13 protein-coding genes are annotated in these 16,552 nt (G+C 57.7%); 12 read left to right on the forward strand and 1 reads right to left on the reverse strand.

Going from position 1 to position 16,552, the window contains the following annotated elements; translation table 11 throughout:
* Window positions 1-527 precede the first annotated feature (527 nt).
* On the reverse strand, window positions 528-1,817 hold the full coding sequence (gene gltA, locus ACOYXH_RS04780; RefSeq protein WP_007919904.1) for a citrate synthase: 1,290 nt from the start codon (window positions 1,815-1,817) through the stop codon (window positions 528-530).
* A gap of 363 nt (window positions 1,818-2,180) precedes the next feature.
* Between gltA and sdhC the strand changes: the two genes are divergently transcribed.
* The 12 genes from sdhC to ACOYXH_RS04840 all read left to right on the forward strand — a co-directional run bounded on the left by sdhC (window position 2,181) and on the right by ACOYXH_RS04840 (window position 16,488).
* On the forward strand, window positions 2,181-2,555 hold the full coding sequence (sdhC, locus tag ACOYXH_RS04785) for a succinate dehydrogenase, cytochrome b556 subunit (protein ID WP_016773673.1): 375 nt from the start codon (window positions 2,181-2,183) through the stop codon (window positions 2,553-2,555).
* A complete protein-coding gene (sdhD, locus tag ACOYXH_RS04790) occupies window positions 2,549-2,917 on the forward strand; it encodes a succinate dehydrogenase, hydrophobic membrane anchor protein (RefSeq protein ID WP_003222999.1) in 369 nt (122 codons plus the stop codon). The genes sdhC and sdhD overlap by 7 nt, the downstream gene beginning before the upstream one ends.
* Before the next feature lie 3 nt (window positions 2,918-2,920).
* Entirely contained in the window at window positions 2,921-4,693 is a 1,773-nt protein-coding gene (gene sdhA / locus ACOYXH_RS04795) for a succinate dehydrogenase flavoprotein subunit (RefSeq protein WP_093439913.1), read from the forward strand.
* Between the two features lie 11 nt (window positions 4,694-4,704).
* Window positions 4,705-5,409, forward strand: coding sequence for a succinate dehydrogenase iron-sulfur subunit (locus ACOYXH_RS04800; protein WP_095050238.1), 705 nt, complete (start codon window positions 4,705-4,707; stop codon window positions 5,407-5,409).
* Between the two features lie 251 nt (window positions 5,410-5,660).
* Window positions 5,661-8,492: a 2-oxoglutarate dehydrogenase E1 component gene (locus tag ACOYXH_RS04805; RefSeq protein WP_093439917.1), complete on the forward strand. Its 2,832-nt coding sequence runs from the start codon at window positions 5,661-5,663 to the stop codon at window positions 8,490-8,492.
* A 42-nt stretch (window positions 8,493-8,534) separates the two neighbouring features.
* The gene (gene odhB, locus ACOYXH_RS04810) at window positions 8,535-9,755 is read left to right on the forward strand and encodes a 2-oxoglutarate dehydrogenase complex dihydrolipoyllysine-residue succinyltransferase (RefSeq protein ID WP_460410296.1); all 1,221 of its coding nucleotides are present in this window, start codon (window positions 8,535-8,537) and stop codon (window positions 9,753-9,755) included.
* A 98-nt stretch (window positions 9,756-9,853) separates the two neighbouring features.
* The gene (lpdA, locus tag ACOYXH_RS04815) at window positions 9,854-11,290 is read left to right on the forward strand and encodes a dihydrolipoyl dehydrogenase (protein ID WP_007919881.1); all 1,437 of its coding nucleotides are present in this window, start codon (window positions 9,854-9,856) and stop codon (window positions 11,288-11,290) included.
* A 182-nt stretch (window positions 11,291-11,472) separates the two neighbouring features.
* Window positions 11,473-12,639, forward strand: coding sequence for an ADP-forming succinate--CoA ligase subunit beta (gene sucC / locus ACOYXH_RS04820; RefSeq protein ID WP_007919879.1), 1,167 nt, complete (start codon window positions 11,473-11,475; stop codon window positions 12,637-12,639).
* Window positions 12,639-13,520: a succinate--CoA ligase subunit alpha gene (sucD, locus tag ACOYXH_RS04825; RefSeq protein ID WP_008082972.1), complete on the forward strand. Its 882-nt coding sequence runs from the start codon at window positions 12,639-12,641 to the stop codon at window positions 13,518-13,520. Before sucC ends, sucD begins: the two co-directional genes overlap by 1 nt.
* A 320-nt stretch (window positions 13,521-13,840) precedes the next feature.
* Window positions 13,841-15,154 carry a branched-chain amino acid transport system II carrier protein gene (brnQ, locus tag ACOYXH_RS04830; RefSeq protein WP_095124981.1) on the forward strand — a complete coding sequence of 438 codons (1,314 nt, stop codon included), beginning with the start codon at window positions 13,841-13,843 and terminating at the stop codon, window positions 15,152-15,154.
* Window positions 15,155-15,349: 195 nt separating this feature from the next.
* Entirely contained in the window at window positions 15,350-16,087 is a 738-nt protein-coding gene (locus tag ACOYXH_RS04835; RefSeq protein ID WP_095050220.1) for a DUF599 domain-containing protein, read from the forward strand.
* Entirely contained in the window at window positions 16,087-16,488 is a 402-nt protein-coding gene (locus ACOYXH_RS04840; RefSeq protein ID WP_220558338.1) for an MAPEG family protein, read from the forward strand. Before ACOYXH_RS04835 ends, ACOYXH_RS04840 begins: the two co-directional genes overlap by 1 nt.
* Window positions 16,489-16,552 lie beyond the last annotated feature (64 nt).

Here is a 16,552-nt window from a genome sequence, read left to right on the forward strand (position 1 = left end):
GGCCGATTTGTGAGCTTTTCAGAATCTGAGTTCAACGCGGTATCGCACGTCGGCGTATCTCTTCCAGTCCACGCGGTCAGTCCCCTCTCCCTCAGGGAGAGGGCTAGGGTGAGGGGCTTTTGATCTTGCTTTGGCTTTGGCTTTGGCTTTGGCTTTTGATTTTTTGCCCCATCGGCAGGCCGAGCGTAGGTGTTCATCCGGGGGTAGGCGCGCAGCGCCGTGCGGCGAAGCCGCATACATCGAGAGGAGGTGCAGCGAAGCAAACCGTAGGCGATGCCCCCGGATGGACACCGTAGCGAGGGAACACTGAGCCTCAGCGAAGTGCCGTACGCCAGGGGCAAAGCCTTTTGGTTCCTTTTTGGCGTTTGAAAAAGGGACTCGCTGTAAGAGCGAAACCGCCAGCGGCAGCATCCGAAGAAACGGATATGCCCCCAACCCCCAAAAATACCAAGCACAAACAAAAAACGGCCCCTATATAAATAGAGGCCGTTCCCGGTACAACTTAAGACGTTATCGCAAGACAGGTCTTATTTGCGGTCTTCCAGCTTGGAAATATCACGCGACTCGTAGCCGGTGTACAACTGGCGCGGACGGCCAATCTTGTACGGGCTGGAGAGCATCTCTTTCCAGTGGGAGATCCAGCCAACAGTACGTGCCAGCGCGAAAATCACGGTGAACATGCTGGTTGGAATGCCGATCGCCTTGAGGATAATCCCCGAGTAGAAGTCGACGTTCGGGTACAGCGAGCGTTCGATGAAGTACGGGTCGGTCAGCGCGATCTCTTCCAGGCGCATGGCCAGTTCGAGTTGCGGATCGTTATTGATGCCCAGTTCCTTCAGTACTTCGTCGCAGGTCTGCTTCATCACAGTCGCGCGAGGGTCGCGGTTCTTGTAAACGCGGTGACCGAAGCCCATCAGTTTGAACGGATCGTTCTTGTCCTTGGCCTTGGCGATGAACTTGTCGATGTTCGAAACATCGCCAATCTCGTCAAGCATGGTCAATACGGCTTCGTTCGCACCGCCGTGGGCAGGGCCCCACAGTGCGGCGATACCGGCGGCGATACAGGCGAACGGGTTGGCACCCGAGGAGCCGGCCAGACGCACGGTGGAAGTCGAGGCGTTCTGCTCGTGGTCGGCGTGGAGGATGAAGATCCGGTCCATGGCCTTGGCGAGCACCGGGCTGATCGGTTTGATCTCGCACGGGGTGTTGAACATCATGTGCAGGAAGTTTTCCGCGTACGTCAGGTCGTTGCGCGGGTACATCATGGGTTGGCCCATGGAGTACTTGTAAACCATCGCTGCCAGGGTCGGCATCTTGGCAACCAGACGGATCGCGGAGATTTCGCGATGCTGCGGGTTATTGATGTCCAGGGAGTCGTGGTAGAAGGCCGAGAGGGCGCCGACTACACCGCACATGACGGCCATCGGGTGGGCGTCGCGACGGAAACCGTTGAAGAAGGTTTTCAACTGCTCGTGAACCATCGTGTGGTTTTTCACGGTGCTGACGAACTGGGCCTTCTGTTCTGCAGTCGGCAGTTCGCCGTTGAGCAGCAGGTAGCAGGTTTCCAGGTAGTCCGACTTTTCAGCCAGTTGTTCGATCGGGTAGCCGCGGTGCAACAGAATGCCGTTGTCGCCGTCGATATAGGTGATCTTCGACTCGCACGAGGCGGTCGACATGAAGCCTGGGTCGAAAGTGAAGCGGCCCGTGGCCGTCAGGCCCCGAACATCGATTACATCGGGACCAACGGTGCCGGTTAAAATGGGCAGCTCGACGGGGGCTGCGCCCTCGATGATCAACTGCGCTTTTTTGTCAGCCATGTGGCCTCCTATTTATGCTTGAACCATCAGACAGACCCCCCACGCAGGGCCCGCACCACTATAGTGAGATAAATTCGAATGTCAATTTGCCTAAAGTCTTGCTCCAGAAGGCTTTAAGCGCACTTTTTCCTCGAAATTGACTGCCATTTACGCCTTTTATACGACTTGTGCAATCAGCTATTTGGGGTAGGTGATTGCGTTGTCATTAGTAGCCTAACTGTCTATACTCGGCCACCGACCGCCAAGGGCTTTTGGGCTTGCTTTCATTGGGGGTCGCATCCCTGGGTGGTGGTTACCTGACCAGTGCACTCCCCAACAACTTTGCCCTGATTGTTAGGGGCTCTTCAGTGTGAAAAAAAAGCCGTGAAAAGCCAACGACCTGTAAACCTAGACCTAAGGACCATCAAACTCCCAGTCACTGCTTACACGTCCATTCTTCACCGTATCTCCGGTGTCATCCTCTTTGTGTGCCTTGCCATCATGCTTTATGCATTGGACAAGTCGCTCAGCTCCGAGGAAGGCTTCGGTCAGGTGAAAGCGTGTCTGACCAGTCCGCTAGCCAAGCTAGTGATTTGGGGCATCCTGTCCGCTCTGCTGTATCACCTGGTAGCCGGTGTGCGCCATTTGATCATGGACATGGGCATCGGTGAGACGCTGGAAGGCGGCAAACTGGGCTCGAAAATCGTTATCGCCGTTTCCGTGGTGGTAATCGTTCTGGCAGGAGTTTGGATATGGTAACTAACGTCACGAACCTGTCGCGTTCGGGCCTCTATGACTGGATGGCGCAACGTGTGTCTGCGGTCGTTCTCGCGGCTTACTTCATCTTTCTGATCGGATACGTCGTGGCCCACCCTGGCCTCGAGTATGCCCAGTGGCATGAACTGTTCGCCCACAACGGGATGCGTATTTTCAGCCTCCTGGCCCTTGTTGCTCTGGGCGCTCACGCCTGGGTCGGCATGTGGACCATCGCGACTGACTACCTGACGCCGATGGCGTTCGGCAAGTCCGCAACGGCGATACGTTTCCTTTTCCAGGCAGTATGCGGCGTTGCGATGTTCGCTTACTTCGTCTGGGGTGTGCAGATTCTCTGGGGTATCTGAGTCATGGCTAACATTCCAACGATTTCTTTCGACGCCATCATTATTGGTGGTGGCGGTGCCGGCATGCGCGCTGCGCTGCAACTGGCGCAGGGTGGTCACAAGACTGCCGTGATCACCAAGGTTTTCCCGACCCGTTCGCACACTGTATCCGCTCAAGGCGGCATCACGTGCGCGATCGCGTCTGCTGACCCGAACGATGACTGGCGCTGGCACATGTACGATACCGTCAAGGGCTCCGACTACATCGGTGACCAGGACGCTATCGAATACATGTGTCAGGAAGGCCCGGCCGCGGTTTTCGAGCTGGACCACATGGGTCTGCCGTTCTCGCGTACCGAACAAGGCCGTATCTACCAGCGTCCGTTCGGTGGTCAGTCCAAGGACTACGGTAAAGGCGGCCAGGCTGCGCGTACTTGCGCGGCTTCCGACCGTACCGGTCACGCCCTGCTGCACACCCTTTATCAGGGCAACCTGAAAGCCGGTACCACGTTCCTGAACGAGTACTACGCTGTCGACCTGGTGAAGAACCAGGAAGGCGATTTCGTCGGTGTGATCGCGATCTGCATCGAAACTGGCGAAACTTCCTACATCCGCGCCAAAGCCACCGTATTGGCTACCGGCGGTGCAGGTCGTATCTACGCTTCCACCACCAACGCCCTGATCAACACCGGTGACGGCGTCGGCATGGCTCTGCGTGCTGGCGTACCGGTACAAGACATCGAAATGTGGCAGTTCCACCCGACCGGCATCGCCGGTGCCGGTGTACTGGTTACAGAAGGTTGCCGTGGTGAAGGTGGTTACCTGATCAACAAGCACGGCGAGCGTTTCATGGAGCGTTATGCTCCGAACGCCAAAGACCTTGCCGGTCGTGACGTGGTTGCTCGCTCGATGGTTAAAGAAATCATCGCCGGCAACGGTTGCGGTCCGAATGGCGACCACGTGATGCTCAAACTCGACCACTTGGGCGAGGAAGTGCTGCACAGCCGTCTGCCAGGCATCTGCGAACTGTCGAAGACTTTCGCCCACGTTGACCCGGTTGTTGCGCCGGTTCCGGTTGTTCCGACTTGCCACTATATGATGGGCGGTGTTGCCACCAACATCCATGGCCAGGCGATCACCCAGAACGCCGATGGCGTGGATCAGATCATTCCTGGTCTGTTCGCGGTAGGTGAAGTGGCTTGCGTATCGGTTCACGGTGCCAACCGTCTGGGCGGCAACTCGCTGCTCGACCTGGTGGTATTCGGCCGCGCTGCCGGCCTGCACCTGGAAAAAGCCCTGACCGACGGCATCGAATACGACGACGCTACCGAAGCCGACATCGAAGCTGCCCTGTCGCGCCTGAACGCACTGAACAACCGTACTGACGGCGAAGACGTCGCTACCCTGCGTCGCGAGCTGCAGAGCTGCATGCAGAACTACTTCGGTGTATTCCGTACTGGCGAATACATGCAGAAGGGTATCGCTCAGCTGGCCGATCTGCGCAAGCGTATCGCCAACGTGAAGATCAACGATAAGTCGCAGGCGTTCAACACTGCACGTATCGAAGCGCTGGAACTGCAAAACCTGCTGGAAGTGGCTGAAGCTACCGCCATCGCGGCCGAAGTACGTAAAGAGTCCCGCGGTGCTCACGCCCGTGAAGACTTTGAAGATCGTGATGACGAAAACTGGCTGTGCCACACCCTGTACTTCCCGGGTGACAAGCGCGTCACCAAGCGTGCCGTGAACTTCTCGCCGAAGACTGTTCCGACTTTCGAACCTAAAGTCCGGACTTATTAAGGGTGACCGCCATGTTGAATGTCAGTGTTTATCGCTACAACCCTGATCAGGACGCTGCGCCGTTCATGCAGGAATTCCAGGTCGATACCGGTGGTAAAGACCTGATGGTGCTGGACGTGCTGGCCCTGATCAAAGAGCAGGACGAGGGTTTCTCCTATCGTCGCTCTTGCCGTGAAGGCGTCTGCGGCTCCGACGGCATGAACATCAACGGTAAAAACGGTCTGGCGTGCATCACGCCGCTGTCCGCCGTTGTAAAAGGTAACAAGCTGATCGTTCGTCCGCTGCCAGGTTTGCCGGTTATCCGTGACCTGGTCGTCGATATGAGCATCTTCTACAAGCAATACGAGAAGGTGAAGCCTTACCTGCAGAACGACACGCCGGCTCCGGCCATCGAGCGTCTGCAGTCGCCAGAAGAGCGTGAAAAACTCGACGGTCTGTACGAGTGCATCCTGTGCGCTTGCTGCTCGACCTCTTGCCCGTCCTTCTGGTGGAACCCGGACAAGTTCCTGGGTCCAGCTGCACTGCTGCAAGCGTACCGCTTCCTGGCAGACAGCCGTGACACCAAGACCAACGAGCGTCTGGCTTCGCTCGATGACCCGTTCAGCGTTTTCCGCTGCCGGGGCATCATGAACTGCGTCAACGTATGTCCGAAAGGCCTGAACCCGACTAAGGCCATCGGTCACATCCGTAACATGCTGCTTTCGAGCGGCGTGTGATTCAGCTGCTGTAACCGCTGTACCGTAGAGGCTGTGGCGCGGGCTTCAACCCGCGTCATGGCTATAACCAGAGCAGTAGCCACAAGCTGCCGCTCTTATTTTGAAGAAATGAGACAAGCAGGGGCATCCGGGCTGGTACCCGGACTATCAGTGTGATCCTAAGTGGCTTGTTTTAGTCGCTGCATTCGGACTTCTGCAAGTTTGCTCGGTGTCGACATCGATGGTGTTCCCCTAACCGAGGGTGACCAAGCATGCAAGAAAGCGTGATGCAGCGCATGTGGAACAGCGCCTACCTTTCAGGTGGAAACGCTGCCTATGTGGAAGAGCTTTATGAGCTCTACCTGCACGACCCTAACGCTGTGCCAGAAGAGTGGCGCACCTACTTTCAGAAGTTGCCTGCCGACGGCAACTCTGCCACTGATGTTTCGCACTCCACGATTCGCGATCATTTCGTGCTGCTGGCAAAGAACCAGCGCCGCGCCCAACCGGTTTCCGCCGGCAGCGTGAGCAGTGAGCACGAGAAGAAGCAAGTTGAAGTGTTGCGATTGATCCAGGCCTACCGTATGCGTGGCCACCAGGCAGCCCAGCTTGACCCGCTGGGGCTGTGGCAGCGTCCTGCACCTGCAGACCTGTCGATCAATCATTACGGCTTGACCAATGCCGATCTTGATACGACCTTCCGTGCCGGCGACCTGTTCATCGGCAAAGAGGAAGCGAGCCTACGCGAAATTCACGAAGCGTTGCAGCAGACATATTGCCGCACCATCGGCGCTGAATTTACGCACATCACCGATTCCGAGCAGCGCCAGTGGTTCCAGCAGCGTCTGGAAAGCGTGCGTGGTCGTCCGACGTACTCCGCCGACATCAAGAGCCACCTGCTTGAGCGCGTAACCGCCGGTGAAGGCCTGGAAAAATACCTGGGCACCAAATACCCGGGCACCAAGCGTTTCGGTCTGGAAGGCGGCGAAAGCCTGATTCCGATGCTCGACGAACTGATCCAGCGTTCCGGTTCCTACGGCACCAAGGAAGTCGTCATCGGCATGGCCCACCGTGGCCGTCTGAACGTGCTGGTCAACACCTTCGGCAAGAACCCGCGCGAGCTGTTCGACGAGTTCGAAGGCAAGAAGAAGGTCGAGCTGGGTTCCGGTGACGTTAAGTATCACCAGGGCTTCTCGTCCAACGTGATGACCGCCGGCGGTGAAGTTCACCTGGCCATGGCGTTCAACCCGTCCCACCTGGAAATCGTTTCCCCGGTGGTCGAAGGTTCGGTGCGCGCCCGTCAGGATCGTCGTAATGACGCCACTGGCGAGAAGGTTCTGCCGATCTCCATCCACGGTGACGCTGCATTCGCAGGTCAGGGCGTGGTCATGGAAACCTTCCAGATGTCGCAGACCCGCGGTTTCAAGACCGGCGGTACCGTGCACATCGTGATCAACAACCAGGTCGGTTTCACCATCAGCAACCCGCTGGACTCGCGTTCCACCGAGTACGCCACCGACGTTGCGAAGATGATCCAGGCGCCGATCCTCCATGTGAATGGGGATGATCCGGAAGCCGTGCTGTTCGTGACCCAGTTGGCCATCGACTACCGCATGCAGTTCAAGCGTGACGTGGTGATCGACCTGGTCTGCTACCGTCGTCGCGGCCACAACGAGGCCGACGAGCCAAGCGGTACCCAGCCTCTGATGTATCAGCAGATCACCAAACAGCGCACCACCCGTGAGCTGTACGCTGATCGTCTGACCCAGGGCGGTGTGCTGGACGCAGAGCGTGTTCAGGCGAAAGTCGATGAATACCGCAACGCGCTGGACAACGGTCTGCACGTAGTGAAATCGCTGGTCAAAGAGCCGAACAAAGAGCTGTTCGTGGACTGGCGTCCGTATCTGGGCCATGCCTGGACTGCGCGTCACGACACTCGCTTTGATCTGAAGACCCTGCAAGAACTGTCCGCCAAGCTGCTGGAAATTCCGGAAGGCTTCGTGGTTCAGCGTCAGGTCTCGAAGATCTACGAAGACCGTCAGAAGATGCAAGCCGGCGGCCTGCCGATCAACTGGGGTTACGCCGAAACCATGGCGTACGCGACCCTGGCGTTCGAAGGTCACCCGATCCGCATGACCGGTCAGGACATCGGCCGCGGTACGTTCTCGCACCGTCACGCTGTGCTGCACAACCAGAAAGACGCGGGCACCTACATTCCGCTGCAGCACCTGTACGACGGTCAGCCACGCTTTGACCTGTACGACTCGTTCCTGTCGGAAGAAGCGGTACTGGCGTTCGAATACGGTTACTCGACCACCACGCCGGATGCGCTGGTGATCTGGGAAGCCCAGTTCGGCGACTTCGCCAACGGTGCACAGGTTGTAATCGACCAGTTCATCACCAGCGGCGAGCACAAGTGGGGCCGTCTCTGCGGTCTGACCATGTTGCTGCCACACGGTTACGAAGGTCAGGGCCCTGAGCACAGCTCGGCACGTCTTGAGCGTTACCTGCAATTGTGCGCCGAGCACAACATTCAGGTTGCCGTACCGACTACGCCAGCACAGATCTACCACTTGCTGCGTCGTCAGGTGATTCGTCCGCTGCGCAAGCCGTTGATCGTGCTGACGCCGAAGTCGCTGCTGCGCCACAAGCTGGCCATCTCGACCCTGGAAGATCTGGCCGAAGGTTCGTTCCAGACCGTGATCCCGGAAATCGATGCTCTGGACCCGAAAAAGGTCGAGCGCGTTGTTCTGTGTAGCGGCAAGGTCTACTACGACCTGCTGGAAAAACGCCGTGCCGAAGGCCGTGAAGATATCGCCATCGTGCGTATCGAGCAGCTGTATCCATTCCCTGAGGACGACTTGAAAGAAGTCCTGGCTCCATACACCAACGTCAAAAATGCCGTTTGGTGTCAGGAAGAGCCGATGAACCAGGGCGCCTGGTACTGCAGCCAGCACCACTTGCGTCGCAGCATCGGTAACCTCGACAAGTCTCTCGTACTTGAGTACGCGGGCCGTGAGGCTTCTGCTGCCCCAGCTTGTGGTTACGCATCGATGCACGCCGAGCAGCAGGAAAAACTCCTGCAAGACGCGTTTACCATTTAACGCCTTCGCGCACCTGAAACCGAATTTAAGGAACCACAGATAATGGCTATCGAGATCAAAGCCCCCACTTTCCCGGAATCGGTTGCCGATGGCACCGTTGCCACCTGGCACAAACAACCGGGCGACGCCGTCAAGCGCGACGAACTGATCGTCGACATCGAAACCGACAAAGTCGTACTGGAAGTTCTGGCTACCGCTGATGGCGTGCTGGGCGCAATCGTCAAGGGCGAGGGCGAGACCGTCCTGTCCGACGAAGTGCTGGGCTCCATCGTTGAAGGTGGCGCTGCTGCCGCTGCCCCAGCCGCCGCTGCTGCTCCGGCCGCTGCCGCTGCTCCAGCTCCTGCCGAAGGCGAAGACGATCCTGTTGCTGCTCCTGCTGCGCGCAAGCTGGCTGAAGAAAACGGCATCAACATCGCTTCCGTTGCCGGCACCGGCAAGGGCGGTCGTGTGACCAAGGAAGACGTGGTTGCTGCTGTTGCTGCCAAGAAAGCCGCTCCGGCTGCCGCGCCTGCCAAGGCTGCTGCTCCTTCGGCTGCTGCTCCTGTGTTCGCCGCTGGCGACCGCATCGAGAAGCGCGTACCGATGACCCGTGTTCGTGCCACCGTGGCCAAGCGTCTGGTTGAAGCACAGTCGAACATGGCGATGCTGACCACTTTCAACGAAGTCGACATGACTGAAGTCATGGCCCTGCGTTCGAAGTACAAGGACCTGTTCGAGAAGTCCCACAACGGCGTACGCCTGGGCTTCATGTCGTTCTTCGTGAAAGCGGCCACCGAAGCGCTGAAACGCTTCCCGGCTGTCAACGCGTCGATCGACGGCGGCGACATCGTTTACCACGGCTACGCTGACATCGGTGTTGCTGTTTCCAGCGATCGCGGTCTGGTGGTTCCGGTTCTGCGTAACGCCGAACTGATGAGCCTGGCTGAAATCGAAGGCGGCATCGCCACCTTCGGCAAGAAAGCCCGTGACGGCAAACTGTCGATGGACGAGATGACCGGTGGTACCTTCACCATCACCAACGGTGGTACCTTCGGTTCGATGATGTCGACCCCGATCGTCAACCCGCCGCAGGCAGCGATTCTGGGCATGCACAACATCATCCAGCGTCCTATGGCCATCAATGGTCAGGTCGTTATCCGTCCGATGATGTACCTGGCACTGTCCTACGATCACCGTCTGATCGATGGCAAAGAAGCTGTGACCTTCCTGGTGACCATCAAGAACCTGCTGGAAGATCCGGCTCGTCTGTTGCTGGATATTTGATAGAAGCAGCTGCAAGTCTCAAGCTGCAAGCTGCGAGTAACCGCAGTTTGGCTTGAGGCTTGCGGCTTCACGCTTGCTGCAAAAAAGAGGATTTTTGAATGTCGCAGAAATTTGACGTAGTAGTGATCGGTGCTGGCCCTGGTGGCTACGTGGCTGCCATCAAGGCGGCGCAGCTGGGTCTGACCACTGCCTGCATCGAGAAGTACACCGACGCTGAAGGCAAGCAAGCCCTGGGCGGCACCTGCCTGAACGTGGGCTGCATTCCTTCCAAGGCGCTGCTCGACAGTTCCTGGAAATACAAGGAAGCGAAAGAAAGCTTCAACGTTCACGGTATCTCGACTGGCGAAGTCAAAATGGACGTCGCTGCGATGGTTGGCCGCAAGGCTGGCATCGTCAAGAACCTGACCGGCGGCGTTGCCACCCTGTTCAAGGCCAACGGCGTTACTTCGATCCAGGGCCACGGCAAACTGCTGGCTGGCAAGAAAGTCGAAGTCACCAAGCCAGACGGCTCGGTTGAAGTCATCGAAGCTGAAAACGTTATTCTGGCTCCAGGCTCGCGTCCGATCGACATTCCACCGGCTCCGGTTGATCAGAAAGTCATCGTTGATTCGACTGGCGCTCTGGAATTCCAGTCCGTACCTAAGCGTCTGGGCGTGATCGGCGCTGGCGTGATCGGTCTGGAATTGGGTTCGGTCTGGTCGCGTCTGGGCTCCGAAGTCGTTGTTCTGGAAGCACTGGACACCTTCCTGATGGCAGCGGACACCGCTGTTTCCAAGGAAGCGCTGAAAACCCTGACCAAACAAGGTCTGGACATCAAACTGGGCGCTCGCGTAACCGGCTCGAAAGTGAACGGCGACGAAGTCGTTGTGAACTACACCGATGCCAACGGCGAACAGACCATCACTTTCGACAAGCTGATCGTAGCCGTTGGTCGCCGTCCGGTGACCACTGATCTGCTGGCTGCCGACAGTGGCGTGACCCTCGACGAGCGCGGTTTCGTGCACGTTGACGATCACTGCGCGACCACCGTACCGGGCGTTTTCGCCATCGGTGACGTGGTTCGCGGCATGATGCTGGCTCACAAAGCTTCGGAAGAAGGCATCATGGTTGTCGAGCGCATCAAGGGCCACAAAGCCCAGATGAACTATGACCTGATCCCTTCGGTTATTTATACTCACCCGGAAATCGCGTGGGTTGGCAAAACCGAGCAGGCCTTGAAAGCTGAAGGCGTTGAAGTTAACGTCGGCACCTTCCCGTTCGCCGCTTCCGGCCGTGCCATGGCCGCCAACGATACCGGTGGTTTCGTCAAGGTCATCGCTGATGCCAAGACTGACCGCGTATTGGGCGTGCACGTGATTGGCCCGAGCGCTGCAGAACTGGTTCAGCAGGGCGCGATCGGTATGGAATTCGGCACCAGCGCTGAAGACCTGGGCATGATGGTTTTCTCCCATCCGACCCTGTCTGAAGCCTTGCACGAAGCTGCTCTGGCTGTGAATGGCGGTGCCATCCACATTGCCAACCGCAAGAAGCGTTAAGACACAATAAGAAACCACGGCGGTAACGGCCCGTCGTGAGCCTTGCGAGCAAGTCTCACCGCGGAATGTCCGCTGGACGCAGTCTTGCGTAGCTCAGCTACGCAAGCAGCAGTCACAGGTGGCGCGGCACTCAAACGAGCGCAGCGCCGAATGCGCAGTACCTAACGAAGACGGTAAAAAGCATGAATCTTCACGAGTATCAGGGTAAGCAGCTGTTCGCTGAATACGGCCTGCCAGTTTCCACTGGTTACGCAGTAGACACCCCGGAAGCAGCAGCAGAAGCTTGCGACAAAATCGGCGGCAGCGAGTGGGTTGTCAAAGCCCAGGTCCACGCCGGTGGTCGCGGTAAAGCGGGCGGCGTTAAGCTGGTTCGCAGCAAAGAAGACGCCAAAGCCTTCGCACAGCAGTGGCTGGGCAAGCGTCTGGTGACTTACCAGACTGATGCCAATGGCCAGCCAGTCACCAAGATCCTGGTTGAATCGTGCACTGATATCGCTAAAGAGCTGTACCTGGGCGCTGTCGTTGACCGTTCGAGCCGTCGCATCGTGTTCATGGCTTCCACCGAAGGTGGCGTGGACATCGAGAAAATCGCTCACGACACTCCAGAAAAAATTCTCAAGGCCACTATCGATCCACTGGTTGGCGCTCAGCCATTCCAGGGTCGCGAGCTGGCATTCCAGCTGGGTCTGGAAGGCAAGCAGGTTGCTCAGTTCGCCAAGATCTTCGTAGGTCTGGCCAAACTGTTCAAGGATCACGACCTGGCTCTGCTGGAAGTGAACCCGCTGGTGATCAAGGCTGATGGCGATCTGCACTGCCTGGACGCCAAGATCAACATCGACGCCAACGCCATGTACCGTCAGCCTAAGCTGAAGACTTTCCACGATCCGTCGCAAGACGATCCGCGCGAAGCGCACGCTGCCAAGTTCGAACTGAACTACGTAGCACTGGAAGGCAACATCGGTTGCATGGTCAACGGTGCTGGCCTGGCCATGGGTACCATGGACATCGTCAACCTGCATGGCGGCAAGCCAGCCAACTTCCTCGACGTAGGTGGTGGCGCTACCAAAGAACGCGTAACTGAAGCGTTCAAGATCATCCTGTCCGACACCAACGTCGCTGCAGTACTGGTCAACATCTTCGGCGGCATCGTTCGCTGCGACATGATTGCCGAAGGCATCATCGGCGCTGTGAAAGAAGTCGGCGTGAAAATCCCGGTTGTTGTTCGCCTTGAAGGCAACAACGCTGAGCTGGGCGCTAAAGTACTGGCAGAAAGCGGTTTGAACATCATCGCTGCTACCAGCCTGACCGACGCTGCTCAACAAGTTGTCAAAGCTGCGGAGGGCAAATAATGAGCGTCCTGATCAATAAAGACACCAAAGTTATCTGCCAGGGTATTACCGGTTCGCAAGGTAGTTTCCACACCCAGCAAGCCATCGAATACGGCACCAAGATGGTAGGTGGCGTTACTCCTGGTAAAGGCGGCACCGAGCACCTGGGTCTGCCAGTGTTCAACACCGTTAAAGACGCAGTAGAAGCCACTGGCGCTACCGCCAGCGTGATCTACGTTCCGGCTCCTTTCTGCAAAGACTCGATCCTGGAAGCGGCATTCGGCGGCATCAAGCTGATCGTCTGCATCACCGAAGGCATTCCTACCCTGGACATGCTGGACGCTAAAGTTAAGTGCGACGAGCTGGGCGTAGTCCTGATCGGCCCTAACTGCCCAGGCGTTATCACTCCGGGCGAGTGCAAGATCGGCATCATGCCAGGTCACATTCACTTGCCAGGCAAAGTCGGTATCGTTTCGCGTTCCGGCACCCTGACCTACGAAGCTGTTAAGCAGACTACTGACGCCGGTTTCGGTCAGTCGACTTGCGTCGGCATCGGTGGTGACCCGATCCCGGGTTCGAACTTCATCGACATCCTGAAGCTGTTCCAGGAAGACCCGAAGACCGAAGCGATTGTGATGATCGGTGAGATCGGCGGTTCGGCTGAAGAAGAAGCGGCTGCCTACATCAAGGCACACGTGACCAAGCCGGTTGTTTCCTACATCGCTGGTGTGACTGCTCCTCCGGGCAAGCGCATGGGCCATGCTGGCGCAATCATCTCTGGCGGCAAAGGCACTGCAGACGAGAAATTCGCTGCTCTGCAAGACGCAGGCGTGAAAACCGTGCGTTCGCTGGCAGACATCGGCAAGGCCCTGGCCGAGCTGACTGGTTGGGCTGTCAAGTAAGCCTCGCGCTTAACTGACGCTTTACCAAACAAAGGCCACCTTCGGGTGGCCTTTGTCGTTTCTGACATCCGCTGATTTATAGGCTTTCGCCCAATTACATGCAAAAACGCGACACGGAAACGTCGCGTATCGGATAGTTCGCCCTCTAACAGTGCGTTTACACGCCAAATTCGTTAGGCTAGCAGCCATTTTTGCGTCTGCCGCCCACAAGGCATGCAACGCGCTTTAAGGGTCAGTCCCATACGGATCGACAGCATTTCCCTAATTACACAGGGCAATCCCCCTCTAAATTCCGATTTCAGTAGTGTGGTATTACCTTAATGAAAGTTTTGAAAGGTCAGGACATCCTGGCACTTGGCTTTATGACATTTGCCCTGTTCGTTGGGGCTGGCAACATTATTTTCCCGCCGATCGTGGGCTTGCAGGCCGGACCTCATGTCTGGATGGCCGCGCTGGGCTTCCTGATCACTGCGGTCGGTCTGCCGGTGATCACCGTCGTTGCACTGGCCAAGGTTGGTGGGGCGATGGATACGCTGAGCAGCCCGATCGGCAAGATTGCCGGCGGCATTCTGGCGGCTGCGTGCTACCTGGCGGTCGGCCCGTTGTTCGCCACACCGCGTACCGCGACCGTATCCTTCGAAGTGGGTCTGGCACCGCTGACCGGCGAAAGCCCGCTGGCGCTGTTCCTCTACAGCTCGGTGTACTTCCTGCTGGTGTTCTTCATCTCGCTCTACCCTGGGCGTTTGCTGGACACCGTGGGCCGCTTCCTCGCGCCATTGAAGATCATCGCGCTGGCGGTCCTGGGTATCGCTGCATTCGCTTTGCCGGCGGGTGACATCGGCCATGGCACGCCAGAATACGTGGCGGCACCGTTCTCCCAAGGCTTTATCAATGGTTACCTGACCATGGATACCCTGGGCGCGCTGGTGTTCGGCATTGTCATCGTTAACGCGATCCGCTCCCGTGGCGTCGAGTCGCCCGCGCTGATCACCCGTTATGCGATCATCGCCGGGCTGATTGCCGGTGTCGGTCTGGCGCTGGTGTATGTCAGCCTGTTCCGCCTCGGTTCCGGCAGCCACGAAGTGGCGGTGGGCGCGACCAACGGCGCGGCGGTACTGCATGCCTACGTGCAACACACCTTCGGTTCGCTGGGCAGCGGTTTCCTCGCGGTGTTGATCTCGCTGGCGTGCCTGGTGACAGCGGTCGGCCTGACCTGTGCTTGCGCTGAGTACTTCAGCCGTGTGTTGCCACTGTCCTACAAGACCCTGGTGATCATTCTGGCGGCGTTCTCGCTGCTGGTGTCCAACCTGGGCCTGACCAAGCTGATTGCCTTCTCGATCCCGGTGCTGACCGCGATCTACCCGCCGTGCATCGTGCTGGTAGCGCTGAGCTTCTGCAAAGACTTCTGGCATGAGCACGGCCGCATTCTTGGTCCGGTGATGCTGGTATCGTTTGTGTTTGGCACCATCGACGCGCTGAAAGGCGCGGGTCTGGCCGACTGGATGCCATCGCAGCTGTCCCACCTGCCGCTGAGCGAGCAGGGCCTGGCCTGGTTGGTGCCGTGTGTGATGACGCTGGTGGTTGCAGTGGTTTGCGATCGCATGCTGGGCAAGCGCAGCGAAGCGGTTGCCTGACGTTGCCTGACCCGCCATAAGCGGGTCTTCAACGCTTAAACAGAAATGCCCCGTATCAATCGATACGGGGCATTTTTTATGCGCGTCAGGCAGTGTCTTTTTCCCTAGGCTAACGTCGAAGAGTTGCCAAAGTCCTAATGTGGGAGCGAGCAGGCTCGCTCCCACAGGTAGCATCCATACTCCACAGGGAATTGCATGTCGTTCATCCAAGCCAACCTGATCCACCTGCTCGCCGCCGTCTGGTTTGTCATCTGCTGGGGTGGTTACACCCGTTATGCCGGCTGGAAAGCCCGCGACACAGCGTGTCTGGCCAGTGTGCTGCACCTGTACCGCGAGGACTGGATGCGCCGTATGTTGCTGCGTGACAACCGCATCGCCGACGCCAGCGTGATTGGCAATCTTGAACGCAACGCCTCGTTCTTCGCCTCAAGCACATTGATTATTCTCGCCGGCATTCTCACCGTGCTTGGCGCGTCAGAGCGGGCGGTTTCGTTGCTGGCGGACATCCCGATGGTGCAACAGGCGTCGCAGGGCATGTCGGAGATCAAGTTGCTGTGTCTGGCGATGGTGTTCGTTTACGCCTTCTTCACTTTTAGCTGGTGCATGCGTCAGTACAACTTTGCTGCCGTACTGGTGGGTTCGGCGCCGATGATCGGCGAGCGGCAGGTGTCGGAGCAGGAGCGTAAAGCCTTTGCCTTGCGGGCGGCGCGAGTGATTTCAATGGCGGCCAACCAGTTCAACTTCGGCTTGCGTTCCTACTACTTCGGCATGAGCATGCTGGCCTGGTTTGTGAGTCCATGGTTGTTCATGCTGATGAGTGCCGGCGTCGTGGTGGTTCTGTACCGCCGGGAGTTTCATTCCGACGTTCTCGATGTCATGGTCTATACCCCTACAGAAGCCCCCCTTCCCGAAACAAACAGAGAGGTCGCTTGATGAGTATTCCGTTCTGGTGTGTGTTTATCAGTGCGCTGTTGATCTATATCGCGCGTATGCCGGTAGGCAAAGCGATGAAAGAGCAGGGTGGTTACAACAATCACCTGCCGCGTCAGCAACAGGCGCAATTGACCGGTTACGGCGCGAGGGCGCTGGCGGCGCATCAGAACAGCATCGAAGCGTTCATGTTGTTCGCAGTCGGTGTGTTGATGGCGCACACCACGCAAACGGCAGGATGGCTGATCGACACATTAGCGATCGTCTTCGTGATCGCGCGACTCTTCTACTTGTGGTTCTACCTGGCCGATCTTCCCAAACTGCGCAGTCTGGTCTGGATAGTCGGCGTATTGTGTTCGCTGTTGCTAATGATTAGTCCGACTTTTAGAACTGTCTTGCTCTAAGGCGACTCTGGCGTTAATTGCCAGGCAAAAGAAAACCCGCACTTGGCGGGTTTTCTTCTTTCTG

This window comes from Pseudomonas sp. Mb7 (assembly GCF_054790525.1).